The organism is Paludisphaera sp., assembly GCF_037189885.1.
Classification (GTDB): Bacteria; Planctomycetota; Planctomycetia; order Isosphaerales; family Isosphaeraceae; genus Paludisphaera.
Map to the genome: position 1 here is coordinate 56,373 of NZ_JBBCIR010000005.1, position 26,968 is coordinate 83,340.

19 protein-coding genes are annotated in these 26,968 nt (G+C 71.5%); 8 read left to right on the forward strand and 11 right to left on the reverse strand.

Annotation, left to right across the window (positions count from 1 at the left end):
• The first annotated feature begins 82 nt into the window (after window positions 1-82).
• On the forward strand, window positions 83-2,029 hold the full coding sequence (locus tag WG209_RS01815) for an ABC transporter ATP-binding protein (RefSeq protein ID WP_337173280.1): 1,947 nt from the start codon (window positions 83-85) through the stop codon (window positions 2,027-2,029).
• A 295-nt stretch (window positions 2,030-2,324) separates the two neighbouring features.
• Here the strand turns inward: WG209_RS01815 and WG209_RS01820 are convergent, their stop codons facing one another.
• Both WG209_RS01820 and WG209_RS01825 read right to left on the reverse strand, forming a co-directional pair.
• Window positions 2,325-3,692, reverse strand: coding sequence for an MFS transporter (locus WG209_RS01820; protein WP_337173281.1), 1,368 nt, complete (start codon window positions 3,690-3,692; stop codon window positions 2,325-2,327).
• A 383-nt stretch (window positions 3,693-4,075) separates the two neighbouring features.
• Window positions 4,076-5,104 carry a Gfo/Idh/MocA family oxidoreductase gene (locus tag WG209_RS01825; RefSeq protein ID WP_337173282.1) on the reverse strand — a complete coding sequence of 343 codons (1,029 nt, stop codon included), beginning with the start codon at window positions 5,102-5,104 and terminating at the stop codon, window positions 4,076-4,078.
• 164 nt (window positions 5,105-5,268) lie between these two features.
• Between WG209_RS01825 and WG209_RS01830 the strand changes: the two genes are divergently transcribed.
• Window positions 5,269-8,223: a sugar-binding protein gene (locus WG209_RS01830; RefSeq protein ID WP_337173283.1), complete on the forward strand. Its 2,955-nt coding sequence runs from the start codon at window positions 5,269-5,271 to the stop codon at window positions 8,221-8,223.
• Window positions 8,224-8,239: 16 nt separating this feature from the next.
• On the opposite strand, the gene WG209_RS01835 is transcribed toward WG209_RS01830, so the two are convergent.
• On the reverse strand, window positions 8,240-9,667 hold the full coding sequence (locus tag WG209_RS01835; protein ID WP_337173284.1) for an MFS transporter: 1,428 nt from the start codon (window positions 9,665-9,667) through the stop codon (window positions 8,240-8,242).
• 1 nt (window position 9,668) lies between these two features.
• The gene (locus WG209_RS01840) at window positions 9,669-10,145 is read right to left on the reverse strand and encodes a flavin reductase family protein (RefSeq protein WP_337173285.1); all 477 of its coding nucleotides are present in this window, start codon (window positions 10,143-10,145) and stop codon (window positions 9,669-9,671) included.
• A 253-nt stretch (window positions 10,146-10,398) separates the two neighbouring features.
• Here WG209_RS01840 and WG209_RS01845 point away from each other — a divergent pair, with 253 nt between their 5' ends.
• Window positions 10,399-11,016, forward strand: a complete 618-nt coding sequence (locus WG209_RS01845) for a sigma-70 family RNA polymerase sigma factor (protein ID WP_337173286.1) — start codon at window positions 10,399-10,401, stop codon at window positions 11,014-11,016.
• Window positions 10,991-11,206 (forward strand): hypothetical protein, encoded by a 216-nt coding sequence (locus tag WG209_RS01850; protein WP_337173287.1) that lies wholly within the window; start codon window positions 10,991-10,993, stop codon window positions 11,204-11,206. Before WG209_RS01845 ends, WG209_RS01850 begins: the two co-directional genes overlap by 26 nt.
• Window positions 11,207-11,209: 3 nt before the next feature.
• Here WG209_RS01850 and WG209_RS01855 read toward each other — a convergent pair whose 3' ends face one another.
• Together WG209_RS01855 and WG209_RS01860 are read right to left on the reverse strand one after the other, a co-directional pair.
• Complete coding sequence (locus tag WG209_RS01855; RefSeq protein WP_337173288.1) at window positions 11,210-12,319, reverse strand: HD domain-containing protein; 1,110 nt, start codon at window positions 12,317-12,319, stop codon at window positions 11,210-11,212.
• Window positions 12,320-12,502: 183 nt separating this feature from the next.
• The gene (locus tag WG209_RS01860; RefSeq protein WP_337173289.1) at window positions 12,503-13,870 is read right to left on the reverse strand and encodes a hypothetical protein; all 1,368 of its coding nucleotides are present in this window, start codon (window positions 13,868-13,870) and stop codon (window positions 12,503-12,505) included.
• 223 nt (window positions 13,871-14,093) lie between these two features.
• Here WG209_RS01860 and WG209_RS01865 point away from each other — a divergent pair, with 223 nt between their 5' ends.
• Both WG209_RS01865 and WG209_RS01870 read left to right on the forward strand, forming a co-directional pair.
• Window positions 14,094-15,203 carry a glycosyltransferase gene (locus tag WG209_RS01865; RefSeq protein ID WP_337173290.1) on the forward strand — a complete coding sequence of 370 codons (1,110 nt, stop codon included), beginning with the start codon at window positions 14,094-14,096 and terminating at the stop codon, window positions 15,201-15,203.
• 148 nt (window positions 15,204-15,351) lie between these two features.
• Window positions 15,352-18,201 carry a hypothetical protein gene (locus WG209_RS01870; protein WP_337173291.1) on the forward strand — a complete coding sequence of 950 codons (2,850 nt, stop codon included), beginning with the start codon at window positions 15,352-15,354 and terminating at the stop codon, window positions 18,199-18,201.
• 12 nt (window positions 18,202-18,213) lie between these two features.
• On the opposite strand, the gene nth is transcribed toward WG209_RS01870, so the two are convergent.
• Complete coding sequence (nth, locus tag WG209_RS01875; RefSeq protein WP_337173292.1) at window positions 18,214-18,903, reverse strand: endonuclease III; 690 nt, start codon at window positions 18,901-18,903, stop codon at window positions 18,214-18,216.
• Between the two features lie 270 nt (window positions 18,904-19,173).
• Between nth and WG209_RS01880 the strand changes: the two genes are divergently transcribed.
• The gene (locus tag WG209_RS01880) at window positions 19,174-20,310 is read left to right on the forward strand and encodes a DUF1559 domain-containing protein (RefSeq protein WP_337173293.1); all 1,137 of its coding nucleotides are present in this window, start codon (window positions 19,174-19,176) and stop codon (window positions 20,308-20,310) included.
• A 79-nt stretch (window positions 20,311-20,389) separates the two neighbouring features.
• Window positions 20,390-20,869, forward strand: a complete 480-nt coding sequence (locus tag WG209_RS01885) for a hypothetical protein (RefSeq protein ID WP_337173294.1) — start codon at window positions 20,390-20,392, stop codon at window positions 20,867-20,869.
• A gap of 24 nt (window positions 20,870-20,893) precedes the next feature.
• On the opposite strand, the gene WG209_RS01890 is transcribed toward WG209_RS01885, so the two are convergent.
• The 4 genes from WG209_RS01890 to WG209_RS01905 all read right to left on the reverse strand — a co-directional run bounded on the left by WG209_RS01890 (window position 20,894) and on the right by WG209_RS01905 (window position 26,708).
• Window positions 20,894-21,844: a GDP-mannose 4,6-dehydratase gene (locus tag WG209_RS01890; protein ID WP_337173295.1), complete on the reverse strand. Its 951-nt coding sequence runs from the start codon at window positions 21,842-21,844 to the stop codon at window positions 20,894-20,896.
• 198 nt (window positions 21,845-22,042) lie between these two features.
• Window positions 22,043-23,224 (reverse strand): hypothetical protein, encoded by a 1,182-nt coding sequence (locus tag WG209_RS01895; protein WP_337173296.1) that lies wholly within the window; start codon window positions 23,222-23,224, stop codon window positions 22,043-22,045.
• A gap of 393 nt (window positions 23,225-23,617) precedes the next feature.
• Window positions 23,618-25,135: an ankyrin repeat domain-containing protein gene (locus tag WG209_RS01900; protein WP_337173297.1), complete on the reverse strand. Its 1,518-nt coding sequence runs from the start codon at window positions 25,133-25,135 to the stop codon at window positions 23,618-23,620.
• Between the two features lie 52 nt (window positions 25,136-25,187).
• A complete protein-coding gene (locus WG209_RS01905; RefSeq protein WP_337173298.1) occupies window positions 25,188-26,708 on the reverse strand; it encodes an ankyrin repeat domain-containing protein in 1,521 nt (506 codons plus the stop codon).
• Window positions 26,709-26,968: the final 260 nt, after the last annotated feature.

A 26,968-nucleotide genomic window follows, 5' to 3' on the forward strand; every position in this document is an offset into this window, starting at 1 on the left:
CCTTACTATAATGATGAGGAACCAGGCCGACGCGCGGCCCCACCCAGGATCAACGCCCCACGGCGAACCGTCAAGGACCAGGATGCCCCCCCAGCCCAACCGACGCCATCCCGCCGGCAGCCGACACGGATTCCGGGCCTTCCTCCGCTCCCAGCGCGAGGCCGTCAAGCAACGGCCCGAGGATGCCCCGCTCGACGACCGCAACCGCAACCACCCTGCGTTGCGGAGCCGGTCGCTGCCCGAGCTGTACCGCGAGCTGTACCGCCTGCTGCGCGGCCGCCGCGCCGAGCTGGCGTTCGCGCTGCTGACGCTGTCGCTGGCGACGGTCCTGAAGCTCATCCCCCCGGCCGCGACCAAGGCCGCCATCGACTACGTCCTGATGGGCCAGCCCATCCCCGAGTCGCTCGCCGCGTGGTCGCCCGTGGCGATCCCGGACGACCCCCGGATGCGCCTGCGGCTCCTGGTGGCGATCGTCGCCGGCGTGACGGTGGTCGCCACGGCCATCGGCCTGTGGAGCCGCTGGATCGCCACGCGCGCCACCAAGCGGGTCCAGATCGACGTCCGGCGCAAGGTCTACGACCACGCCATGCGGCTGCCCCTGCACCGGGTCTACGCGCTGAAGTCCGGCGGCGCGTCGAGCCTGCTCCGCGAGGACGCGGGGGGCGTCGGCGACCTGATCTTCAGCATGATCTACAACCCCTGGCGGGCGATCGTCCAGTTCGTCGGCGGCCTGCTGATCCTCGCCTGGGTCGACTGGCGGCTGCTGGCCGGGGTGGTCCTGCTGCTGCCGGGCCTCTACGCCTCCGACCGGTTCTGGAACCGCCGGATCCGGCCGATCTACCGCCAGGTGCGCAAGCGGCGCCAGCAGATCGACTCCGAGGCCACCGAGGTCTTCGGCGGCATGCGGATCGTCCGGGCGTTCGGCCGGCAGAGGTCGGAATCGGCCCGGTTCACGACCGCGAACCACCTGATGGCCCGCCTGGAGCTGTTCGCCTGGTGGATCTCGCGGGTGGTGGAGCTGGTGTGGGAGCTGATGGTCCCGCTGGCCTCCGCGGTGCTCCTCTACTACGGCGGCTCGCAGGTGCTGGCCGGCCGGCTGTCGCTGGGCGACATGATGATGTTCCTGGTCTACCTCACCATGCTGCTGGAGCCGATGGCCGTCCTGGCGACGAGCGTCACCCAGCTCCAGAACAACCTCTCGGGCTTCGACCGGGTGCTCGACCTCCTGGCCGAGCCCCGCGAGATGGCCGACCGCCAGGGGACGCGCCGGATCGACCGCCGCGAGGTCGAGGGGCGGGTCGCGCTGGAGGGGGTCTCCTTCGCCTACCCAGGGACCGACCGCCTCGTCCTGCGGGACGTGAACCTGGACGTCGCGCCCGGCGAGACGATCGCGCTGGTGGGGCGCAGCGGGTCCGGCAAGACGACGCTCTGCAACCTCGTCGCCCGGTTCTACGACCCGACCCTGGGCGTGGTCCGGCTCGACGGCGTCCCGCTGCCGGAGTACGACGTCGAGAGCTACCGCCGGCTCCTGGGCGTGGTCGAGCAGGACGTGTTCCTGTTCGACGGCACCATCGCCGAGAACATCGCCTACGGCGACCGCTCGGCCTCGCGGGCGCGGATCGTCGAGGCCGCCGAGGCCGCCAACGCCGCCGAGTTCATCGAGCGCATGCCCGAGGGCTACGAGACCGTCATCGGCGAGCGCGGCGTGCGCCTCAGCGGCGGCCAGCGCCAGCGCCTGGCGATCGCCCGCGCGATCCTGGCCGACCCCAGGATCTTCATCCTGGACGAGGCGACCAGCAACCTCGACAGCGAGAGCGAGCGGCTGATCCAGCAGAGCCTCGGCCGCCTGCTGGAAGGCCGCACCTCGTTCGTCATCGCCCACCGCCTCAGCACCATCAAGAGCGCCGACCGCATCCTCGTCCTGGAGGACGGCGCCGTCGTCGAGGCCGGCGCCCACGAGGAACTCATGGCCGCCGCCGGCGTCTACCGCGACATGGTTGAGCTGCAAAGCCTGGGGGGCGAGGGGTGATTGATGCCACGAGGGCCATCGCGGCCCCGTGGGCTCGGGACGACGACGGTCTTCGCCCCTGGTGGGGGAAGACAGACCGCGAAGCGGTCAGATGAGGGGGAGCCCGCCCGCGGGGCTTCGGGATTCGAATACTCCGGTCCAGGGCGACGGCGCTCGGAAGGCCCCTTCGAATTCCGGCGGTCGTGCCGCTCGTCCCCCCCTCATCCGGCCCTCCGGGCCACCTTCCCCCACCAGGGGGGAAGGCCGTCATGATGGCCGCCCGGCGAGCGGCGGTGGTTCCGGAATCCGGCGACCCTCACCCGCCGCTGACGCGGCCGCCCTCTCCCGGGGGGAGAGGGGACGGAGGGAGGTCCGCCCCTCGGTCGTCCCTCCCCACGACGCGCCTCGGGTCGACGAACGCCCAGAGCGCCACGCCGACCAGGGACAGGCCGACGTAGATCCAGAAGCCGGGCTCCCACTGGTCGCGGCCCGAGCGGCCGGCGGCCTTCATGACGTCGAGGAACCAGCCGAAGAACGCGGGGGAGGCAATGCCGCCGACGTTGCCGATCATGTTCATGAACCCGAACAATGCCCCGACGTGCCGGCCGCTCACCAGCGTCGCCGAGGCCCACCACGACGGCATCTGAATCTGCACGCCGAAGCACGCCGCCGCCACCAGGGCCGTCGAGAGGACGGGGGAATCGACGCGCAGGCTCGCCCCCAGCGCCGCGGCGGCCAGCCCCGCGCCCAGCACGGCCTGGAGCGTCCGCCCCCAGCGCCGGCCGGCGAAGCCGCGCGTGAGCCGGTCGGTCAGCCACCCGCCCAGCAGGCAGCCGACGGCCCCCGTCCCCAGCACGAAGCTGGAGTACATCCCGGAGTCGGTCGCCGAGACCCCGCGCGCCTCCTGGAGGTACTTCGGATACCACGAGATCAGCAGGTTGTACGTCGCCGCCATCGTCACCATCGCCAGGCCCAACAGCCAGACGTCCGGCGAGCGCAGGACGTGTCGCCAGGGGATGCTCTCGTGCGTCGGCGTGACGTCCTCGCCCCGGCGGCCCTCGCCGATCAGCCGGCGCTCGGGCTCGTTGACGGCGGGGTGGGTGGCCGGATCGTCGCGGAACCAGTACGAGAACGCGAGCGCCCACGCGACGCCGACCAGGCCGAAGATCCCGAACGTCCACCGCCAGCCGACGGCGTCCATCAGGCGCTGGCTGACCAGCGGGGAAAACGTCCCCCCCAGCAGCATCGAGGTCGCGACGAACGCCTGCGCCCGGCCCCGATTGGCGTCGGAGAACCAGACGCGCAGCACCCGCGCCGAATTCGGCAGCGCGCCCGCCTCGCCGGCGCCGAACAGGAATCGGATCGCGATCAGGCTCCAGAGCCCCCAGGCGAAGCCCGTCAAGGCCGTGAAGAGCGACCACCAGATCACGATCCGCGTCAGCACCCCGCGCGAGCCGTACCGATCGCCCCAGCGCCCCGTCGGGATCTCGAACAGGACGTAGGAGAGGCTGAACGCCGAGAAGACCACGCCCATCCAGGAATCCGAGATCCCCAGCTCGCGCTGGATCGCCGGCGCGGCCTGCCCCATGCAGACGCGGTCCAGGTAGAGGATGAACGTCATCGCCGCCAGGAAAGCCAGCACGCCGTAACGGACGCGCGTCGGGGGCTCGGGGAGGACCGTCATCGGCGGGGGAGGCTCCTGGGCGGGCGGGGAAGGAGTGCGGCGCGACCCTCCAGGGCGGGGGAGAGTCGCTTCGAAGTTGGGCCGACGGCAATCGTCCTTCTCCCCTCGTGGGAGAAGGTGGCCGAAGGCCGGATGAGGGGGGCGCGGCCGGCAAGCATGGCCATGAACCCCTTCCCCCCTGGCGGGGGAAGGTGGCCCGGAGGGCCGGACGGGGGGGAAGACGAGCGAGACGGCCGCCGGCGTTCGCATGGGCTGGTCGGACGCGGCTTCGAACTCCAACGTGCCTCGTGCTCGTCCTCCCCCTCATCTGACCGCTTCGCGGTCTGTCTTCCCCCGCGAGGGGGGAAGAGGTCTCGAGCCGGGGCATCCGCGGCCTCGTCGCGTTACTTGGCGCGCGAGGCGACCTCGGCGCGGGCGCGGGCCATGACGCTCTCGATAGTCACGGGGCGGCCGTCCTGGCGCTTGCTCTCGTCGGCGGCCTCCATGAAGGCGAAGATCTCCAGCGTCTCCTCGGCGGGGAAGGGGGGCTCGCCGGTCTTGAAGAACTTGACGATCTCCGCGACCAGCGGCTGGTAGCCGGTGTAGCCGCCGCTCTGGCCGATCCCCTTGGACCCGAAGACCGTGGCGCCGAAGTCGTGCGGCGCCCCGTCGCGGATGCCGCGGAAGGTGCCGATGCGCCCCCCTTCCCACACGCCCACCGCCACGTCGCTCCCGGGCGTCGACGCCCGCGACACGCTCTCGCAGCCGGTCCCCATGATGGTGAAGAGGGTCTCCACGCCGTGGACGCCGTACCAGAAGAAGTCCGGCACGTGCTCCTCCAGGTCGCACGGGCTGTAGGCGTCGCAGCCGGCCACGTCGCCGAGCTTCCCGGCGCGCATCGCCGCGATGCCGGGCGCGAACCGCAGCGCCGAGCTGGAGAAGACCGGCGTGCCGCTCCGCTTCGCCAGGTCGTAGATCTCCACCGCGTCGGCCAGGCTGCCGGCGACCGGCTTGTCGATGAACATCGGCTTGCGCGCCTCGAAGACCGGCCTCGCCTGCTCGAGGTGCGGGCGGCCGTCGACGCTCTCCAGGAACACGACGTCCACCTTCTCCAGCATCGCCTCGATCGAGTCGCAGATCTCGACGCCGTACTCCTCCTTCAGCGTCTTCGTGTACTCGGGGACGCGGTCGCGGCTGGACGGGACGTCCGGGCTGCCGCCGGGGAAGGCGGCGACGACGCGCACGCCGGACAGCTCGGGCGGGGCGTTCGGGTCGTTCAGCAGCTTCGTGAAGGCGACCGCGTGCGAGGTGTCCAGGCCGATCATCCCCGCCCGCAAGACCTTCCCGGCCGCGGCGGGCTCCTCCGCCACCAGCGCCGGCGCGGCGCAAATCGAGACGGCCAGCGCGGCCGACAGGGCGATCCGAACGTTCATGTTGCTTCCCTTGGGTCCGGTCGATACGGGATCATTCGCGAGCGTGATTATCACCCGAGCGGTCTCCGAAAACCAGAACCGATGGGACGAGGAATCCGGCCCGATTACCATGGGACGACGTCGCGCCCCGCTCACGAGCGGCCACGCCACCCGAGGAACCGCCCATGCCCCCGAAGACCCCGCCGATCCGACGCGCCGCCGTCGCCCTGGCCGTCGCGCTGAGCTTCGCCGTTCCCTCGGCCGCCGGCGAGCCGACGATGACCGCGGAGGTCGACCTGCGCGACCTGCCCCGGAAGATCGTCCGCGCCACGATCGACGTGCCGTGCCGCCCCGGCGAGGAGCTGGCCCTGTGGCACCCCAAGTGGATCCCCGGCACGCACGAGCCCTGCGGCGCCAACGAGCCCGTCGCCGGCCTGCGCGTCCACGCCCCGGACGGCTCCCCCGTCCCCTGGCGCCGCGACGACCTGGAGCTGTATCGCATCGTCTGCAAGGCGCCAGACGGGGTCTCGACGCTCCGCGTGAAGCTGGACACCATCGCCAACGTCCCCGCGATCGAGGCCGCCGGGCATCTCACCTACGGCAGCGCGAAGGTCGGCGTCGTCAACTGGTCGACCTGCCTCATGTACCCCGAGGGCCCGTCCGCCGCGGAGACGGTCGTCGCCCTCTCCGCCCGGCTCCCCGAGGGGTGGAAGCACGCCACGGCGCTGAAGACCGAATCGGAGGCCGACGGCCTGGTCCGGTTCCGGCCCGCGTCGCTCGTCGAGGTGATCGATTCCCCCCTCATCGGCGGCGTCCACCTCAGGACGACGAAGCTCGACGTCGGCCCGCATCCCCCCGCGTCGTTCCACGTCGCGGCCGAGTCCCCCGAGGCGATGGACCTCCCGCCCAGGACCATCGAGAAGTATTCCCGCGTCGTCCGCGAGGCGTGCGCCCTCTTCGGCTCGGCCCACTACGACGAGTACCAGTTCCTCGTCACGCTGAGCGACGAGCTGGGCTATCTCGGCCTGGAGCACCTGTCGTCCAGCATCAACGGCGTCCGCGAACGCGACCTGATCGACGACTCCCGGCGCGTGGGATGGGTCGCCAACCTGATCCCGCATGAATATATCCATTCGTGGTGCGGCAAGTACCGCCTGCCGGCCGGCATGGCCACGCGCAACTTCCACGACCCGATGGCCACGCGCCTGCTCTGGGTCTACGAGGGTCTGGCCGAATATCTCGGCGAGGTCGTCATGGTCCGCTCCGGCCTGGTGAGCCCGGACGACTACAAGAAGACGCTGACCCACACGATCGACGGCCTGATGTCCCAGCACGGCCGGCGCTGGCGGCCCCTGGACGACACCGCCGCAGCCACCTCGTTCCTCCGCGCCCCGAGCCCCAACTGGAACGACCTCAGGCGCGGGCAGGACTACTACATGGAAGGCTGCCTCCTGTGGATGGAGGTCGACGCGACCATCCGCGAGAAGACGGCCGGCGCGAGGTCGATCGACGACTTCTGCAAGGCGTTCCTCGGCGGGCCGACGAAGCCCGAGAAGTTCGACCCCTACACCTTCGAAGACGTCGTCGCGGCCCTGAACGGCGTCGTGGAGCACGACTGGAAGACGTTCCTGCAAGATCGCGTGACGAAGCCGCTGGAGGAGCTGCCGCTCGGGTTCGTCGAGAAGCTCGGCTACCGGCTGGAGTACGGCGCGGGCCCGGAGGCGACCCACCGCGGGCGTCGCGGCCCCGCGGGCGCGACGGCGCGGCACTCGCTGGGCCTCGCCTTCCACCACGACGGGACCGTCGCCGACGTCGTCGTCGGCTCGATCGCCGAGCGGGCCGGCCTCGCCCGGGGCCGCAAGGTCCTGGCGATCAACGACCGCCTCTTCAGCCCCGACGCCCTCCGCGAGGCCCTCGCCGCCAGCGTCGAGCGCGGCAAGGTCGACCTGACGCTCGTCGACGGCGACCGGCTCGACACGCTCTCCCTGGACTACCGCGACGGCATCAAGAACCTGGCCCTCGTCCGCGACGAGACCAGGCCCGACGTCCTCGGCGAGATCCTCAAGCCCCGCGACCCGGCCGCCGGGGCGGGGCCCGGCGGGGAAGGCGAGACGAAGGGCCCCGCCAAGGCCGCCGCAGACCCGCGGCACCCGAAAGGCTACGTCGCGTACAGGACGCCGAAGCCCATCGAGGTCGACGGCAAGCTCGACGACGACGCGTGGGAGGCCGCCCCGTGGACCGACCTATTCGTCGACATCGAGGGGGACCGCAAGCCGCGCCCGCGGTTCGAGGCCCGGGCCAGGATGCTCTGGGACGACGAGCATTTCTACATCGCCGCGAGGCTGGAAGAGCCCCACGTCTGGGGGACGCTCACGGAACACGACTCGGTCATCTTCCACGACAACGACTTCGAGGTCTTCATCGACCCCGACGGCGACAACCACAACTATTATGAAATCGAGATCAACGCCCTCGGCACCGTGTGGGACCTCTTCCTCCCGAAGCCCTACCGCGACGGCGGCCCGGCCGACAACTCCTGGGAGATCCCCGGCCTGAAGTCGGCCGTCGCCGCGCAAGGGACGCTGAACGATCCCTCGGATGTCGACGAGGGCTGGACGGTGGAGCTGGCCATCCCCTGGAAGGTCCTGGCCGAGCACGCCGGTCGCCCCGCGCCGCCGGCCGACGGCGACCGGTGGCGCGTGAACTTCTCGCGCGTGCAGTGGCGCCACGAGATCGTCGAGGGCAAGTACGCGAAGGTCCCGAAGACGCCCGAGGACAACTGGGTCTGGTCGCCCCAGGGGGTCATCGACATGCATCGGCCGGAGGCCTGGGGCTACGTCCAGTTCTCCGCGACGGCCCCCGGCGGCGAGCCCGTCGCCTTCCGCCCCGATCCCGCCGAGCCCGCGCGAAGGCGGCTGATGCAAGTCTACCACGCCCAGAACGCCTACAAGCGGAACAACGGCCGCTGGTCCGCCCGCCTCGCCCCCCTCGGCCTCCCCGAGCCCCCCGACGGACTCCCCGAGCCGACCATCGCGATCACTCCCGAGGGATACGAGGCGTCGCTCACCTTCACCCCCGAGGGCGGCCCGGCCGAGACCTGGACCGTGCGCCAGGACTCGCGCCTGACGCGCAAGCCCTGAACGCCGATCCCGCCGGTCAATCCGGCAGCGGTTCGCCGCGGGTCTCGTGGGCGAAGGGGACGACGGCCAGGCCGAGGACGTAGATGAACGACATGATGATCGCCGCGCGCGAGTAGCCGCCGGCGCCGGCCGCCAGCCGGCCGAGCAAGACCGGCGCGGCGGCGGTCAGGTAGCGGGCCATGTTGTAGCAGAAGCCCATTCCGGTCGTGCGCAGGCGGGTGGGGTACAGCTCGGGCAGGTAGACCACGATCACGCCGAAGATGCCGCAGGTGCAGAAGCCCAGCAGGGGGAGCATCCAGAGGGCGTCGACCCCGCGCGACATGCCGCCGAAGACCAGCCAGACCGAGGCCATCGACATCGCGTAGGCCGTGGCGAACGCCTTCCGGCGGCCGAAGCGGATCGCGATCCAGGTGCAGAACGGCGCGCCCAGGAGCGAGCCGACGTCCTGCAAGAGCGTCCCCCGGCCGACGTGGCGGTCGGCCTCGGCCTTCCACTCGGAAAGCTTCGAGTCGGCGTCGCCCCCGGTCTCCGTCGCCCAGGCGCGGGCCAGGTCGTCCAGGCTGTCGGCCTCGACGGCCAGCTCGCGGCGATGCTCCCGGAAGACGACGTCGCGGACGAGTTCCGGCGTGTACAGGCCGATGCTCCAGAGGCCGATCTGGCCGACCATCCCCAGCGTCATGCCGATCAGGCTGCGTCGGCGCAGGACCGGGTCGGCGAAGATCGCGCGGACGTCGCCCAGCTCGCGGCCCGGTTTCGGGTCGCGCCGGGCCTCGTCGCGGGCGCGCAGCCAGCGGTCGGGCTCGGGGACGCGGAAGCGGAGCAGGACCAGCAGGACGCTCGGGATCACGCCGAAGAAGAAGAGGATCCGCCACCCCTCCCAGCCGCCGACGCGCGACTGCGGCCCCACCAGCAGGCTCAGCGCCGAGCCGAGCATGGCGCCGATCGACGACGCCGCCTGCACCATCCCCAGCGCGATCGGCCGGAAGCGGGCCGGCATGGCCTCGGCCACCAGGGCGACCCCCGCGGCGTACTCGCCGCCGATCCCCATGCCGCAGAGGAACCGATAGGCGGCGAACTCCGGCCACGACCTCGCCAGGCCGGACAGGCCGGTGAAGACCGAGTACATCAGGATCGTCAGCGCCATCGTGCGGACGCGGCCGTAACGGTCGCCGATCAGCCCGAAGACCAGGCCGCCGGTCGCCCATCCGGCGATGAACAGGGCCGTCGCCCAGCCCGCCAGCGCCGGTAGCGCCGAGGGGTCGGCGCCGGCGGCCAGGTCGCGGATCGCGGGCGAGCGCGCCAGGATGAACAGGCGCTGGTCCATGGCGTCGAACATCCATCCCAGCGCCGCGGCCAGCAGGATCCACCAGTGCGCGCGGGTCAGGCCCGCGCCCACGCCGGCGGATTCCGGCCCGGCCTCCGTGGTCGTCGCCCCGTCGCCCACGTCAGTCCGCCAGGCGGCGGTATTCGCCGGCGAAGTAGAGCAGGGGGTCGGCCCCGTCGTGCACCGCGCCGCCGACGACCTCGCCGAGGAAGATCTCGTGGTCGCCGCCGGGGAGGACGTCGTGCAGCCGGCAGTCGACGTAGGCCAGGCAGCCGGCGATGACCGGGGCGTCAGTGACGTCGGTGGACAGGTCGAGGCCGAGGAAGTCCTTCGGCCCGGGGACGGCGAATCGCCGCGAGACCTCCTCCTGGTCCAGCCGCAGGATGTTCACCGCGAAGCAGCGGTTGGCCATGATGAACTCGCGCGTCTGCGCCCGCTTGCCGATGGCGACGAGGATCAGCGGGGGATCCAGCGAGAGCGAGGTCACGGCGTTGGCCGTCAGACCGTGCATCCCCATCGGGCCGCCGGTCGTGACCACCGTCACGCCGGTCGCGAACCGCCCCATCACCTTGCGCTGGATCAGCGAATCGATCGCCATGGCACCCCCTTCGTCCGGCCTTCCCACGCGGGCCTTCCGGCCCAGGCCCGTCATTCTACACGAAACGGGGCCGAATCCGGCGCGTCGTGTAAGGACGAACGCCGGGGCCCGTATCGTTCGGACGAAAGTCGGGCCGGGATCGAGAGGATTTCATTCGTATCAACCAGCGATCCGTGGTATTGTCGCAACCGCGAGGAACGCCATGGCGGACGAAGACGTCGCTTCATCTCCCGACCTCTGCCGGACTCAGATCATGCCGAGGACCGAAACGCCGACTCGACACACGCTCATCGATGGCGTCCAGAAACGCAGCCCGGACCGCTGGGCGGAGTTCCACTCGATCTACCGGCCCATGCTCGTCGGCTACTTCCGCAAGCAAGGCCTCTCCGACGGCGACGTCCAGGACCTCGTCCAGGACGTCTTCCTGAAGCTCTGCAGGCGGATCCACACCTACGACCGCGAGAAGACGCGGTTCCGCACCTGGCTGTTCACCGTCGGCCGGAACACGCTGATCGACCACGCCCGCCGCTCCCTGACCCGGCGCCAGGCGGTCGACGGCTGGGTCGCGCGCGTGCTCGCCCAGGCCGCCGACGACGAGGAGAAGCAGCGACGCGAGTTCGAGAAGTCCCACCACGCGCGCATCCTCCAGTTCGCCTTCGAGAAGGCCCGCGCGCGGTCCAAGCCGCGCGTCTGGGACTCCTTCGAGATGACGGTGATCCAGCGCAAGCCCGGGGCCGAGGTGGCCGAGGCGCTGGGGATCTCCTGCAACTCGGTCTACGTCAATTCGTGGCGGGTCCTCCGGTACGTCAAGGAAGTCTGCCGGCGCTACGACGAGGACCTGAAGCATGAGCCGGACGAGCGACTGCCCTGACGCGAGCGTCCTGCTCGCGCTGGCGGCCGGGGAAGACGCCGCGCCGGAGGTCCGCGCCCACGTCGCCGCGTGCCCCCACTGCGGCCGGGCCCTCCGGCGGCTCAGGGCCGAGATCGCCCACCTCCGCTCCTCCGTCGACGCCGACTCCGACGCCGAATCCCCGCCGGGATCGCCCCCGGCGGGGGATTGAGGCTCATCCCTCGTCTTCCTGGGCCAGCTCCCGGATGTACTCCAGGGCCTCGTCCAGCTCGCACACCTCCGCGCCGGGGACGCGGCCCCGCGAGTCCAGCTCGCGCAGGAGCATCAGGTCGTCGAACTCCTCGGATTGCGTCAGCCGCAGCCGCGCGCGGGCGCCCAGCGTCCCCTGGCGGTAGGCCAGGGCGTCCATGTGCAGCGCGATCAGCGTCTCCGTCCGGGGGGTGATCGTCCCCTCGAGCGCCTGGAGCCCCGCGGCGACGTGGTCGGCCGGGTCGATCGCCTTGCCGACGTCGTGCAGCAGCGCCGCCAGCAGGAATTCCTCGTCGTACCCGCGCTCCTCGCGGGCCAGCTCGAAGACCTGGAGGCTGTGGTAGAGCGCGTCCCCCTCCGGGTGGTGCTTCGGGCTCTGCTTCACCCCCTCCAGCGGCCGGAGCAGCAGCCGGTACAGCTCGAAGCGGTCGACGTGGTCCTCGACCCGCTCGACCTCGGAGTCGAGGTCGACCTCGGGGGCCTCGGCCTTCAGGAACGCCTCCAGCTCGGCGATCGAAGCGCGTTCGATGGCCTTGCCGGTGATGCTGCTCTTGAAGGCGTAATGGGCCTTGTCCTCGGGGTAGATGGTCAGCTCGAAGGGGTACCGGTCTTCCAGGTGGACGTGGGTGAAGACGCGCTCCTCGCCGAACTTGACGATCCGCTTCTGTTCCACGTCGTATCCCAGGCCGTGCTCGTCGAGGGCGTCCGTGACCAGCGACAGCGAGTCGCTGAAGACGTGCAGGTCGATGTCGGAGCCCTTGCGGACGTGCCCCGTCCAGACGCTGCCGATCAGCCTGGGGCGGAACCTCGCGAGCTTGCGCATCAGGCGGAGGGCCTCCAGCCGCATCTCGCGCAGGGTATCCAGCCGTTTCGGCCCCTCGTGCATGCGGGCCATGGCCTGGATCTGGTCGCGGATCTCGGCGTTGGAGGGGAGGTCGCCGGGCTTGTAGCGGTACTCGACCCCCAGTTGCCTGGCGGCCTTGCGCTTGGCGGTGAAGTACTCGGACTCCAGCCGCTGGTACATCATCTGGGCGGCCAGGAAGGCGATCTGCCGCCGGATGCGTTCGTCGGCCATGAGGAAGGGTGCGTCGATTAGGCCCATCGAAGCGACGCCGGGCGTGGGGCCCGCGGCCCCGGAGACGATGTCGAACGTCGAAGCGACGCCGACGGGGGGATCGTATCCCCCGCGGCGTCGCCGGTCAAGCCGCGCGAGGCCCGCCCCCGGCCGGGTCGGCCGAGGACGGGACGCCCGGCGTCGTCAGGGGCCGTCCTGCCCATCCACCACGAACGATGTGATGTAGAAGCCCGTGAGTTCCGCGATCCCCGAAGCATCGGTGAGGCCCAGCCTGACGGCGATGTCGGCGGGGGCGAACCCCTCGAGGACGCCGTTGATCGAGATCATCCGATCGTCGACCGTGGTCGTGAATCCCAGGGACGTCTCAACGACCGCGCCGCCGTTGACGACGAGCAAGACCTTCACCGACATCCCGGCCGGCGGGGCGGCCGAGAAGTGGATATCCGCCCTCACGACGATCCTGTCGCTGGTCGAGGTGGTCGTGAGACTCTCGAGCGCGCCGACCGTGGGCGAGAGGATGGTCCCCATGGGCGAGACCGCGACGGAACTGATACCGCCGGACGCGAACGCGATGTCTTTGATCGCGCCGATGCCCGCCGCGCCGGTCGCGCCGGTGGCGCCCGGCTCGCCCTGGGGTCCGGTGGCGCCGGTCGCGCCCGGCTCCCCCTGCGGCCCGGTGGGCCCGGTGATGCCCGGCTCCCCCTGGACTCCGGTAGCCCCGGTGGCTCCCGTGGCTCCCGTGGCTCCCGGCTCGCCCTGGGCTCCGGTGGCCCCCGGTTCGCCGGCCGCTCCGGTCGCCCCCGGCTCGCCGGCCGCTCCGGTCGCCCCATGCTCGCCTTGCGGGCCGGCGGGGCCGCGCATCCCGGGCTCGCCCCGCGGGCCGACGGGGCCCTGGGGACCCTCGGGCCCCCGAGGGCCGACGGGTCCGCGCATCCCGGCCTCGCCCCGCGGGCCGACGGGCCCCCGCGGGCCGACCGGGCCTTGCGGTCCGACGGGACCTTGCGGGCCGACGGGCCCCCGCGGGCCCGGGATGTTGGTGTTGATCGCGGCCCCCGGCGCGATGGGGCCGACGCCGACGGGGCGATCGGCACCCGGCCGGCCGTAGGTGACGAAGCTCGCCTGGCCGCCGGCGAGGAGGTCGGCCGGCACGCCGCCGGGGGTCGCGGCCCCCAGCGCGACGCTGAACGTCCGCCGGCTGACGGTCACCGTCTGCGTCTCCTCGAACAGCAGGTTCGTGCGGCTCCTGTCGTACACGCGGAACGTCAGCGTCACGACGCCGTTGGCCGGGCCGGGGACGCGGCCGCGGAACGCGACCATGGGGACGCCTTCCCCGTCCTCGGTCGGCTGCTGCGCGACGGCCTCCGTCTGGGCCGGCGTCCCCTGGGGCACGATCGAGACGCGCCGCATCGTCGCCCCCGCGGCCAGCTCCGCGATCTGGGCGACCGGCTGGGCCGCGTTCAACACCACCCGCCGCTCGAGGGCGCCCTGGAGATCGGCCTTGAACTTGATGCTTCGGCGCTTTTCGGCCATACGGTCACCTGTGGTTTTCATTCACATTTCGTCTCGACCCCCGCGGGGACGGTCTACATCGCCAAACCTAGGACGCCATTTCGACGATTGAGAACCGTCGCGCCCGCCCCTAGCTTTTTTTCGCCCGCGGCGCCGGATAATGGCTTTTCCAGACGCTTCGGCCCCGGCCCGCCCCCTTCGCGCCTTATGGTCTCTCGGTCGAGGCCACGCCATCGTCGGACGAACAACCGGGGAGAGGAACCGCATGCACGCCCGCGAGTCGACCATATGCCTCGCCATGATCGTCAAGGACGAGGCCCCGGTGATCCGCCGCTGCCTGGCGTCGGTCCTGCCGTTCATCGACGCCTGGGTCGTCGCCGACACCGGCTCGACCGACGGCACCCAGGACCTCGTCCGCGAGTCCCTCGCGGATCGCCCCGGGACGCTGATCGAGCGCCCCTGGGTCGACTTCGCGCACAACCGCAACGAGGCCCTGGACGCCGCCCGCGACCGCGCGGCGTACACCTTCGTGATCGACGCCGACGAGGTGCTGGCGGCCGACCCCGGCTTCGTCCGCCCGGCCCTGACGGCCGACTCGCACGACATCGAGGTGGAGTACGGCTCCACCCGCTACCACCGCAAGCAGTTCGTCCGCAACGCCCTCCCCTGGCGCTACAAGGGGGTGCTCCACGAATACCTGACCTGCCCGACGGCCCGGACGTCGTCCTTCCTCGCGGGGATCAGGACGGTCGTCAGCCACGACGGCGCCCGCGCCCGCGACCCGCTCACCTACCGCCGCGACGCCCTCCTGCTGGAGCGCGCGCTCCTCGACGACCCCGACGACGCCCGCAACGTCTTCTACCTGGCCCAGAGCTACCGCGACGCCGGCGACCTCGACCTGGCGATCCGCCACTACCGCCGCCGCGCGACGATGGGGGGCTGGGAGGACGAGGTCTGGTACTCGCTCCACCAGGTCGCCGTCCTGCGCGAGCGCCGAGGAGACGCCTGGCCGGAGGTGATGGCCGATCACCTGGCCGCCTTCCAGCACTCCCCCCACCGGGCCGAGCCGCTGTACCACGTCGCGATGCGCTACCAGAGGGCCCGCGAGTTCGCCACGGCCCAGATCTTCTTCCGCCAGGCCCTGCGGATCCCCGCGCCGGCGCCCACCCGGCTGTTCGTCTGGAGGTCGCTGTACGACTACCTCCTGGAGATGGAGCACGGCGTCTCGCTCTACTACACCGACGACCACGCCGAGGCCGTCGCCGTCGCCGACCGACTCCTGGAGCGCGGGGGCATGCCGGAGTCCGTCGCCGCCCAGGTCGCCCGGAATCGGGACCTGAGCCTCGCCCGCGCCCCCCGGGCGGCCCGCGCCTGAGCGGGCCGCCTTCGCGATCGACCTTGATTTCCCCGGGCGTCTGCCGCATTGTGATGATCCTTTCGTATGCGGGACGATCGATCGAGGGCGGAGGCCCGGGGGTCGGCAGGGACGTCGACGACGCGAGGCCAGGGAGGACGGCTCTGACATGACGACGGACGCCGAGGGGACGACGGGCGTGGGGCCGCCGAGGCCGTGGCGCGGCGACGGCTGGGGCTTCCGCATGACGGCGCTCGCCTGGATCATCCTGGCGGCGACGCCGCTCTACCTGAACTTCGTCCTGTCGTTCGCCACCCAGGACGCGGAGGCGACGACGGCCGCGACCTCGGCGGCCCCGGCCGGGGCCGTCGACGCGCAGAAGGTGCTGGCCGTGGCCCGCGGCGGCGCCAGCGGGGTCGACTCCAACCTCCCCACCGTGGCCCGGATCTACAGCGACTCGCAGTGGACCGTCCTGACGGCGGTGCTAGCCCTGGCGGCGGCGTCGTACTGGCGGCTGTTCCCGATGCTCTGGCGCGCCATCCACGGCGGCCTGGCGGCGCAGGTCGCGACGCTCCTGGTCGCCTTCCTCGTCTGGCTGATCTACGGCGGCCTCTCCAGCATGGGGATGCCCGGCCTGTTCTGGAGCCCCGAGCGCGGCGACCAGTTCATGGCGGGCATGGGCTCCGTCCTGTTCGTCTTCTGGATGACCTACCTCGTCTTCGTCAGCGACTACGAGGCCCGCGCCGAGGACCGCCTGTGGGCCCGGCTGGCGCCGGCGCTGGAGGCGTACCTGCCGCCGTGGCTGGACCGCCTGGTCCCCGAGCGGCCGACGGCCAGCGGGCAGATGATCGGCTTCGTCTTCTTCGCCGCCTCGCCGGCCCTGCTCCTGCTGGCGATGCCGGCCGTCCTGCCGGCCATCCGCGCCGGCGCCCTGCAGGGCGTGACGGCGACGGACTGGCTGCTGGGCCTGGGCGCCGGCGTCGCGACGGCCCTCCTCGTCGTGACGACCCGCGTCCCCACCCGGCTCAACGAGCTGCGCCGGCAGGCGCTCCGCCGGGAGTTCGACGCGCGGCAGCTCTGGCGGCTGGACGCCGAGCGGCTCGACCCGGGGGGCAACGCCAAGAACATGCTGATCATCGTCGGCCTGCTCTACCTGGCGGCCTGGACCTTCCCGACGGCCACCCAGCGGCTGTTCCCGCCGGCCTTCTCGCTCTGCATCCTGATGGGGGTCATGGCGACGTCGCTCGTCTGGCTGGGCGTGCGCGGGCACTGGAAGTCGCGGCTGATCCTCGCCGGGATCGTCCTGGCCCTGGTGGCGGCCTCCGGGACGCTCGACTACGACGTCGTCGTCCGCGACCTGGCCGGCGTGACGCCCGGCTCGCCCGACCTCTACCCCAGCGTCGGCGAGCAGGCCCGCTACCACCTGAGCCTCAGCGAGTCCAAGCCCGACCCCTACGGCAAGGTCGTCGACCTGGCGGACTACCAGCGCTCGCGCAAGCTGGCCGACGGCCGCGAGGACCAGGTGGAGCGCGAGAAGATCCTCGACGCCTGGCGGTCGGGCCTGAGGTGGGGCGGGGCGGGGGGCCCCCCGGGCGCGGCGGTCGGCGGCGGGGCGAACAAGCCGATCGTCGTCGTGGTGACGACCAGCGGCGGGGCCCTGCGCGCCTCGATCTGGACCCAGACCGTCCTCCGCAAGCTCGACGAGGCGTTCCCCGGCTTCCATCGCCACGTCCGCCTCATCACCGGCGCCTCCGGCGGCATGCTCGGCGCGGCGCGGTACGTCGCCCTGCACGACGACGCCCCGGACGCCGACCGCGTCCTGCCCCCCGGGGGCCGCCACCCCGACTTCCTCGGGCCGATCGCCTGGCAGATCGCCTTCCGCGACTTCTTCCCCAACGCGCTGCTCCCCTTCCCGGTCTACAACCGCGGCGACGTCCTGGAGGACGCCTGGGCCGAGTACGCCCCGGAGCTGAACAAGACCTTCGGCCAGATCGCCCCCCGCGAGCTGTCCGGGGCCATCCCCTCCATCGTCTTCTCGCCGATGCTCGTCGAGGACGGCCGCCGGGTCCTGATCGGCAACATGCCGATGGCCGACCTCACCGTCCACCTCAACGGGGTGCTCCTGGACGAGAGCCGCGAGGACCTCGTGCGGCGCTACCTGGAGGGGAAGCCCCGCAACAAGGACGGCACCCTCAAGACCGAGGACGACGTCGTCGACTACGACCTGGAGTACCCCTCGCTCAGCTCGTTCTCCGCCCTGGAGTTCTCCAAGCTGTTCGCCGACCACCAGGCGCTGGACCACCTGAGGCTGGCCTCCGCCGTCCGCATGAGCGCCACGTTCCCGTTCATCACCTCGGTCGTCGCCCTCCCCACGTTCCCCGCCCGCCACGTCGTCGACGCCGGCTATTACGACAACTACGGCGTGAACCTGGGCGCCTCCTGGATCAACAGCCATCGCGAATGGCTCAGGCGCAACGCCGCCGGCGTGCTGGTCGTCCAGATCCGCGCCTTCCGCAACGAGAAGCGGCTGAAGATCCTCGACCAGGAGGTCTACGCCCCCCCCGCCAAGCCCGAGGCCAAGGCGTCGGCCAAGATCTACGACTGGGTCGCCTGGGGCGTCGGCCTGATGCCCCGGTTCCTCACCCTGCTCAACGAGGGCGCCCGCGCCGTGGCCATCCCCGCCCAGGGGGTCGCCATGGCCCGCGAGTCCTCCATGTTCTTCCGCAACGACGAGGACCTGGAGACGCTCCACGAGCTGTTCCGCCGCCTCACCGGCGACGACGCCTTCTTCCGCACCGTCGTCTTCACCTGCGACACCATCCAGGTCGGCCAGGCCTCCCAGAACGTCGAGACCCTCAACTGGTACATCGACCCCGTCGAGTACGCCCAGATCGAGGAGAACATGAACCCCTTCGACCGCGACAGCCAGACCGGCCGCGAGCGCAACCACCTGCGCCTCAAGCGGCTCCAGGAATGGTGGCGCTCCCGCGGCGGCGTCGCCACGCCCGCCACCCCCTGACGCGACGCCCCCTCATCGGCTCGACGCGACCCCGACCCTCCGGCACATGGAGAGCAGCGGGCACGTCGAGCACCGGGGTGCGACCCCCGTGCAGACGAACTTGCCGAACGGGACCAGCAGCTCGTTCGTCTCGATCCAGTAGCGTCGCGGCAGCGCGGACTCCAGCGCCTCCATCGTCTTCTCGGGCGTCCGCGTCTCCACCAGGCCCCATCGGTTCGCGATCCGGTGCACGTGGACGTCGACCGGCACGATCGGCGTCCCGAAGGCCACGGCCAGCGTCAGCGCCGCGATCTTCGGGCCGACGCCGCGGAACGCCGTCAGGCCCTCCATCGTCGCCGGCACCTCGCCGCCGTGCTCGTCGCGGACCCGCCGGGCGATCTCCACGACGTCGCGCGCCTTCGTCTCGGCGAACGTCGCCGGCCGGATCAGCTCGGCCAGCCGATCCTCCCCAAGCGCCAGCACATCGGCCGGCGTCGGGGCCTCGGCGAAGAGCCGGAGGGAGACGGCCAGCGTGGCCTCGTCCCGCGTCCGGGCGGAGATCAGGCTCGCGACGAGGATCTGGAACGGGCCGCCGAAGCCCCGATCGCGGAGGTCGAACACGGCCGCCTTCGGCCGCCCTCGCGTCGCCTCGCGCAGCCTCCGGAACGCCTCGTCGGCGTCCCACGGCTCCGTCCCGCCGACCACCTCGGGCCCCTTGGCCATCGATTCGCCCTCCCCGGGACGGCTCCGCAATGATCGCGCCGCCGCGACGCGCGTCCCCCGCCATCACCGGGACATGCCGCCATGGCGAATCGACGAGGCTTTCCGGAACCTGTTTGCAACCCGTCGGTTCGCGTACTATGGTGACCGATCAGTGGCGACGACGACGCGCCCGGCGCACTAATTCAATCGGACTTAACGAGCGCGTCCATCCCGCCCGAGTGACGTGGGGCCCCCCAACCTCGGTCATCCCTTCCCAACGAGGAGCGCGCCATGATGCATTCGACGATTGAATCCGCCAAGCGCCAACCCCGTCCCGGCTTCACCCTGATCGAGCTGCTGGTGGTGATCGCGATCATCGCCGTGCTGATCGCCCTCTTGCTCCCCGCCGTCCAGGCGGCGCGCGAGGCCGCCCGCCGCGCCCAGTGCACCAACAACCTGAAGCAGCTCGGCCTGGCGGCGGCGAACTACATGGACGTCAACGGGACGACGCCGCTGCACATGTTCCGGCAGTCCGCCGAATGGGACGGCCCGAGCAACGGGGCGTCGGGCAACCGCTCGTGGTACTGCGTGATCCTGCCGTTCGTGGAGCAGACGCCGGCCTACAACTCGCTGAACTTCTCGTACTCCTCCGGCTGGTCCGAGATCGCGACGAGGAACGGGCCCAACATCACGTCGAACCTGATGTCGGTCTCGTCGTTCCTCTGCCCGTCCGACGGCGAGAGGAACACGTACGCGGGAGTGAACTGGGGCAACTTCAACTACGTGGCGAGCTGCGGCGTGCCCCGCAACTACCTGATGCCCGGCGCGCCCTCGACGAACTCCGCCGCCCCGCCGCCGCCGACGGGCTTCATCTCCACCTCCCGCATGAACAGGGCGGGCCCGTGGAGCGACAGGTGGCGGCAGGGCACCAGCAAGAGCTTCCCGCTGGGGGCCTTCACCGACGGCCTCTCCAACACCCTGGCGTTCAGCGAGTCGCTGATCTCCAACGGCACGACCTCGAACAGGGACCCGAGGCGGAACCTGCGGTCGCTCGACTCCGACTACATGGACAACTACGACGCCTACATCGACGTCGTCGTCCGCGAGGGGCTCGCGACGGCCTACAACTGGGGCCCCTGGACCGAGGAGCGGGGGATGACCTGGTCGTTCTCCGACGGCTGGCAGAAGCACACCTTCGCCACCGTCTTCCCCCCCAACGTCTCCCCCATCGTCTGCTACTACAGCGACACCTTCCGCTGCGAGGAGTGCGACGGCGCCATGAATCCCACGAGCAACCACCCCGGCGGCGTCGTGGCCGCCATGATGGACGGCTCGGTCCGGTTCATCAAGAACTCGATCAACCTGCCGACCTGGTGGGCCCTCGGCACCCGCGCCGGCGGCGAGGTCATCGGCTCGGACTCCTACTGATCCGATCCGACCCGCCCCGGCACGCCCGCGCCCCGACGTCGGGGCGCGGTAGCCGCCCGAACCACAGCGAGACCGAACCATGCCCAGACTCGCCCACGCCGCGTCCGCGCTGATGACGGCGCTCTCGCTCCTCGTCGCGGGCTGCTCCGACGACGAGGCCCACCTGAAGGAGCTGGCCCGGTATACCCCGGAGATCCTCTCGGAAGAGGTGCTCACGCGCTACAAGGCCTCGCTGAAACGGCCGCGGGCCGACGCCAGGGCGAAGGCCGCCGCCAAGAGCGGGCGCGACGTCGACGGCGACAAGGAGCGGGAAATCGTCGACAGGCTCGGCCCGGAGGCCCTCTCCCACGACGCCCCGGCCGACGGCAAGGGGATGTCGCTCGACGAGCTGGCCGCCAGCACCGCCAGGAAGGCCGGCCTCATCGAGGGCCAGTCGCTCCAGGAGGTCCTCTCCAAACTGTCCACCGCCGTCGAGGCCGATCCCGGCCTACCCGACGCCGAGAAGGACAAGCTCAAGGACGCGCTCCACGCCGCCTTCAAGGCCGCCGCCGCCCCCTGACGCCCCCCCGCGGGCCACGCCCGATCAGGTCGCGGCCCGCCGCCATTCGACGTACCGCCGCAGGCCCTCGGCGAAGGTGGTCCGCGGCCGGTATCCCAGCTCGGCCTCGGCGCGGGAGACGTCGGCGTAGGTCTGCCGCACGTCGCCGGGCTGCTCCGGGTGCCGCTCCACGATCGGCTCCTTGCCCACCGCCTCGCCGATCGCCGCGATCATGTCGCGCAGGGCGATCGGGCTGGAGTTCCCCAGGTTGTAGAGGTGACACCCCCGGCAATTCTCGATCGCGGCGACGATGCCGTCGACGATGTCGCCGACGTAGGTGTAGTCCCGCCGGGTCGAGCCGTCGCCGAACATGGGGACGGGGCGCCCGCGCTCGATCAGGTCGGCGAACTTGGCGATCGCCAGGTCGGGCCGGTTGCGCGGGCCGTAGGCGGTGAAGAACCGCAGGCCGGTCACGGGGAGCCCGTGCAGGTGCTGGAAGGCGTGGGCCATCAGCTCGCACGCCTTCTTGCTCGCGGCGTAGGGGCTGACGGGGTCGTCCACCGGGTCGCTCTCGCGGAACGGGGCCGTGTCGCGGTCGCCGTAGACGCTGGAGCTGGAGGCGTAGACGAACCTCGGCCGCGGCTCGACCCGGCACGCGGCCTCCATCAGCCGCACGGTGCCGACGACGTTGACGTCGGCGTACACCGCCGGCCGCTCGATGCTCGGCCGGACGCCGGCCATCGCGGCCAGGTGGACGATCGCGTCGGGGGCCGTCTCGCGCGCCACGCGGTCGACCGCCTCGGCGTCCCGGATGTCCGCCTCGACCAGCCGGAACCGGGGCGAGCGCGCGGCATCGGCCAGGTTCGCGCGCTTGATCGCCTCGGGATAGAACGGGTCGAAGTTGTCCAGGACCGTCACCCGGCCGCCGTCGGCCAGCAGCCGGTCGACGAGATGCGACCCGATGAACCCGGCGCCGCCGGTGACCAATGTCTTCATTCCCACATCCCCCACGACGCGCGGGGGACGCCCCGGCCGAGCCGCCGACGCCCCCCGAGGATACCGAAGTCGACGGGACCACTCGCCCCGGGACATCACGCCCGATATTGTAGCGTCGCCGCGGACGACGATCCCAGACCGCGCCGGGACGAGGCCGCTCGCCGCGCCCCGGCCCGCCCCGGCGGCCCACCTCGTCGTTCAGGGCGCGATCCTCAGCAGCGTCCCCTGGCCCGGCGCCAGCCAGACCCCCTCACCGCCGAACGGCCCCGTCCGGCCGGTGTAGGGGGAGACCTGCTCCAGCTTCGCCTCCGCCCGGAGCTCCGGCCGGCAGGGGGCGGAGTCGGTGAAGCTCTTGTTGACGATCATGAGGTATCGCGAGCCGTCCTCGTGCGTGAACTCCCCCACGAGCATGGGCCCGCCGATCTCCTCGACGAGCGAGTCGGCCGGCGGCGCCTGGGCCCCCTGGGGGACGTCGCCGTGGTGGTAGACGCGGTCGGACCGCAGCTTCAGGAGCGTCGGCGCCAGCTTCTCGACCTGGAGGTTGACCGTCCGCAGCTTGCCCCAGGTCGGCGTCTCGTTGCCGAACTGGTCGATCGGCCCCAGCCGGTAGTTGCCCCAGTTGGGCGTGAAGTAGGTGAAGAAGGCGATCCCGCGCGCCCCGTAGGCCAGCGACGTGAAGATCTGGAACCGGACGTCGGCGTCGGTGGTCTCGCGATAGTTGAAGTGGGCCGAGGTCAGCACGATGTTCCAGAACGGGAGCTCGTGCTCCAGCCCGGCGTTCCGCATCGATTCCAGGTTGGCGAAGTAGCTCTCGCGGAGCCCGCCCCCCTCGAACGGCGCGTAGTGGTCGTAGCTGAGCTGGGTCGGCTTGCAGGTCTCCACGAACGCCTTGATGTGCGACTCGTAGTCCGGCGTGCCGAGCTGCTCGGGCTCGGCGTAGTTCGGGAAGAGGTTGATGTAGGGCCACGCGCCGGGGTGGAACTCCTTGACCGCCTCGGAGACCGCCGCCAGCCCGGGGAACATCGCGGCCGACGGCTCGTCGCGCAGGAGGTAGCCGTACACCGCCGGGTGGTCCTTGACCTCCTTCGTCAGCGCCTCGACGTTCGCCCGCGCGACGGCCGGGTCGACGTTCAGCCAGTCGTAGCCCGCCGTGCGCGGGTCGGCGACGATCGCCTTGAGCCCGGCGTCGCGGCAGGCGTCGAGCGCCTTGGGGTCGACGAACCCCGCGACGGTGATGCCGCACTCGCGCATCCGCTTCAGCACCGCCGGGTCGCCGGGGGTGTGCCCCCAGGCCATCAGGGGGAACATCGCCTCCTCGGCGCGCGCCGAGACCGCCGCCGTCCACAACACCACCGCCACCATCGCGAACCGCCGTGCCATCTCATCAACCTCCTTCGATGCGGGGAGAGTCCGCCTCGTCGTCGAGACGCCCCCGATCGTACCCCCCGCCGGACCCCGAGTCACCGCCCCGGCGGCCCGCCGTCAATCGCGGATACGGCCAAGCGATTATTGATGACGGTCTTCCCCCCTCGCGGGGGAGGACAGACCGCGAAGCGGTCATGAGAGGGGGACGACGAGCATGGGCGCTATTGGAGTCCAACGGCCCGCCCGACCGGCCCGCCCGAATCCCGCCGGTCGTCGCGCTCGTCTTCCCCCTCATCCGGCCCTCCGGGCCACCTTCCCCCGCGAGGGGGGAAGGACGTCATGATGGCCGCCTTGATGTCCAGGCCTCATGATCGAGGGCCACGCCACGGCGGGACGGCCGCGAGGAGTTCAAGCCTCGCGGTCGCGCGCGGCGGCGGCGCGCAATAGCGCCGCGACCTCGGCGCGCCCGGCGCGCTCGGCGTGCTCCGCGGGCGTCGCGCCGTCCTCGTCGGGCTTGCCCGGGTCGAACCCGTGTTCGAGGAGGAGTTGGACGACGTCGAGCCGCCCCATCGCGGCGACCTGGCCCAGGATGTCTTCGTGGCGCAGGTATCGGTCCGGTTGGGCCGACCAGGCTCGAAGGAGCAGCCGCAGCGTGGCCACGTCGCAACGGGCGAGGTGGAGTGAGCATTTGGAGAGGATCGAATCGAGGGCCTGCTTCTCGACCGTCGGCAGCAGCTCCGCGATCAGAGACGCGTCGTTCAGGAAGATGGCGTCCGCGAGGGTGCGACGGGGGCCTCGCTCCACGAGCAGCCGGACGACGTCCGCGTGGCCTCCCTCGGAAGCGCGGGCGAGGGGGGTAAAGTCAGTCCAGTCGACATGGCTCGGGTCCGCGCCGTGGTCCAGCAGCAGGGCGGCGATGTCGGCCCGACCATCCAAGGCGGCCACGCCCAGGGCGGTGTAACGGACGTCGTCGTCGGTCGCGTGGACGTCGGCGCCCCGGTCGATCAGGAACCGCGCCATCTCCAACCGGCCGAAGAAGGTCGCGACCATGAGGAAGGGATAGGAGTAGCTCAGGCCCGAGTTGGCGGAGACGTCGATGGTCGGGTCGGCGTCGAGGATGCTCCGGGCTAGCTCCACGTCGCCGAGGATAACGGCCTCGCGGAAACCGAGGCGGCCCCCCGCCTCGATCAGCAGCCGAAGGGTCTCGTCCTCGGAGTCCCGGCCCGAACGGTTGACGTGCATCGCGGCCCAGGTCATCGGAGTCCGACCTCTCTCGTCGGGCTGGTTGGGATCGGCCCCGCGCCCCAGCAGGAGGCGGAGCATCGCGACGTCCCCCTGATTGGCCGCCGCGCCCAGGGCGGTGCCGCCGAATCGGAGCACGGAGCCGACCGGGACCCCCCGGTCGATTAGCTCACGGACGGCGTCGACATCGCCCCGATCGACGGCCTCCCGCCACGCCAGCAGGAGGGGGACGCGGCGACGGTGGTCGGGATCGATGGCCGCCTCGACACCGAGGAACACGGCCTCGACCTCCGACTCCAGGCCGAGGTGACGCAATTCCGAATTGAGCACGACGCCGTCGAGCCGGGGCATGTCGTCCATTTCCTCAAGGACCGCGGCCGCCTCGTATCGGACGCGACCCTCGGCGGATGGCATATCCGCGGCCATGACGCGCGCGAGGATCGCCCCCAGGTCGACGCGCAGCCGCTCCAGCGCCGCCGCGTCGGCCTCGACCCTCCGCGCGGGGAACGTGGCCAGGGGCTCGATCCAATCCGCGTCCAGGTCCAGCACCGCGACGGCGTCGGGATGTTCGCGCGCCTCGGCCATCGTCCGGAACGCACGGTACTCCCGCTTATAGAGCTGCTCGGCGGACCACTTCCGAGTCCGGTTCTCGCGCGGGGGCCACGCTTCGGGGGCGTCCACCATGGATCGGGCCTCCAGGAAGTTATCGATCGCGACGGGCAACGGTCGCGAGGGCTCAGGCCCGGCGGTCACGAGCAGCGGCGCGGAGGAATTCCGCGACCTCGGCGTGCCCGGCGCGCTCGGCATGCACCGCGGGCGTCACGCCGTCACGGTCGGGCTCGCCCGGGTTGAAGCCGTGTTCGACGAGGAGCCGCGCGACGTCCAGCCGCCCCATCGCGGCGGCCTGGGGGAGCACTTCCGGGTTCCCCAGGGCCCCGCCCCCTTCGGACCAGGCGCGCAGGAGGGGCCGGAGCACGTGGAGGTCGCAATCGGCGAGGCGGCGCCCGCAGTGGAAGAGGAGTGTATCGAGATCGGGGCCGTCCTCCTTGGCGGCCGGCAGCAGCTTCGCGACCATCTCCGCGTCGTTCAGGAAGACGGCGTCGGCCAGGGTGCGACGCGCGCCGCGCTCCAGGAGCAGCCGGAAGACGTCGGCATGGCCCCGTTCGGCGGCGTTGGCTAGGGGGGCGAATCCGTTCCCGCCGCCGCGATTGGGGTCGGCTCCGCGATCCAGCAGCAGGGCGGCGATGTCGGCCCGCCCGTTCGAGGCGGCCAGGCCGAGGGCCGAGTAGTCGACGTCGTCATCGGTCGCGTGGACGTCGGCGCCCCGGTCGAGCAGGAACCGCGCCATCTCCAACCGGCCGAACGAGGCCGCCACCATGAGGTAGTTGTCGGACCAGCAGACGCCCGCGTCGCCGGAGACGTCGATCGCCGGGTCGGCGTCGAGGATGCTCCGGGCTAGCTCCACGTCGCCGAGGATGACGGCCTCGCGGAAACCGAGGTGCCCCCCCGCCTCGATCAGCAGGCGCAAGATCTCGTCGCCGTATTCGCCTCCCAGGGTGCTGGCGCGGTCGGCGGCATCGGTCGTCGGCGTCCGGCCCCTTGCGTCGGGCTGGTTGGGATCGGCCCCGCGATCCAGCAAGAGGCGGACCATCGCGACGTCGCCCCTGGCGGCCGCCGTACCCAGGGCGCTGGGGCCGTATCGATCCCTGGAGCCGACAGGGACGCCCCGGTCGATCAGCTCGCGAACAGCGTCGACGTCCCCCCGGCCGACGGCCTCCCACCACGCCAGCAGGAGGTCGACGCGACGGCGGGACTCTGGGGCGAGATCCTCCCTGACCCCGAGGAACACGGCCTCGACATCCGACTCCAGGCCGAAAGGCCGCAGCCCCTGGTGGAGCACGACGCCGCCGAGCCGACTTGCTACATCACAAAGTTCCAGGACCGCGGCCGTCTCGTACCGGACGCGGCCCTCCAGGTCCGGCGTCTCGGGCTCCATGACGCGAGCCAGGAGCATCCCCAGGTCGACGCGCAGCCGATCCAGCGCCGCCGGGTCGGCCTCGACCCTCCGCGCGGGGAAGGTGGCGAGGGGGTCATACGCATCCGCGTCCAGGTCCAGCACCGCGACGACGTCGGGCCGCGCGCGGGCCTCGGCCAGCGTCCGGAACGCCCAGTACTCCAGTCGCCGCCCCGCGAAGCCGGCATACCACTTACGGGTCTGATTCTCGTGCGGGAAGTCTGCTTCGGAAGTGCCGGGCATGGGGCGATCCTCCGGAGAATTTTCGATCGGGCGACGGAATCCTGAAATCCCGCCCCCCCGGCCGCGGAGCATAGGGATGATCGATGTTCCCATGCTCCTTGACAAGCCGCCAGGATCGAAACCGGGCCACCGGAGATAGGGACGGCCCGCGCGGAGGCCGCCGCGGGCACGCTAGCACGGGCCGACGGCGACCCATGGGTTCCCGAAGACGCCTCTTCGATGGGGACACACCGCCCGGGTGATAGACATCCCCCTTCTCC